Raw genomic sequence first — 871 nt, 5'->3', positions numbered from 1 at the left:
TGATTTCATGATCGATAGAAACCTCCTTTTGTTGGCTTTCGTTTTCATACACACCAAAAACGTTGTAGTTAAACAGTCCCCCACGACCAAACTTAGCTGGAGAAAATCGCCCCATGTCGTGTGCAGATAAACTCTGCATCGGCAGCCAGTTCGGCGGAACGTCGATCGCCAGTTGCAATGACGATTGCAAATAACGCACGTTAACCCCAGGAATGGAAGAAACGTCAATTCTGTCTTCCGTTCCTGGCAACGATTTGGCCGTAACGCCAACCGCTATTAGATCTTGCCGCTGGAGAAAGTACTGATCGCCAATGCGCTCGACTTCGGCAATATGCCCCGTCGCTCTTTGATTGATCACCAATTCTAGTTTCAAGCTAATATTGTTAAACTTATCAAAAGAAAAGTTTTCAGGACTCGGTAACTCAGAAAAACTGTTGGGTGAGTTCGCACAAAGGCCAATATTGCTCCACGCCATACTTAGTAATCCAAGCCAAAGCAAGACATACATTTCATTGCGTCTGTTCATTATTATCATTATTGCGTCAATGGAATTTTGTAGCGTTTACCTCCAATATTCGCACTCAAACTCATATTGTTTATATTCTTATATGAAATAGGCCAAACCTTATATTGCTCTGGAAGAATATAACCGGCTAATCCTTCAGAAATCATTAACGGTTCTTTATTCGGAGAATCCAGTTGTAAATTCACCAGACGCACATGATGATTTCCTGAGTTTTTAATGTGAATAAAGCGTTGATTATTTTTCTTAATCAATTGAGCTTGCAAACCATTCCACAACTCACTGTCCTTATTCTGCTGTTGAGTATTGCTAAGTCCTTTTCCATAGATAAATAAGGGGATGGAGTAG

At 40.9% G+C, this 871-nt stretch carries 2 pseudogenes; both read right to left on the bottom strand.

Annotated features, from left to right (window positions below):
- Window positions 1–475: pseudogene (locus R7E78_RS25370) on the bottom strand (fimbrial biogenesis outer membrane usher protein); the annotation flags it as partial.
- A gap of 59 nt (window positions 476–534) precedes the next feature.
- A pseudogene (locus R7E78_RS25365) lies at window positions 535–871 on the bottom strand (molecular chaperone); the annotation flags it as partial.

The organism is Vibrio sp. YT-19(2023) (genome assembly GCF_033337395.1).
The sequence above is the reverse complement of the archived record's forward strand: the minus strand, read 5'-3'. Positions and strand labels throughout refer to the sequence as shown.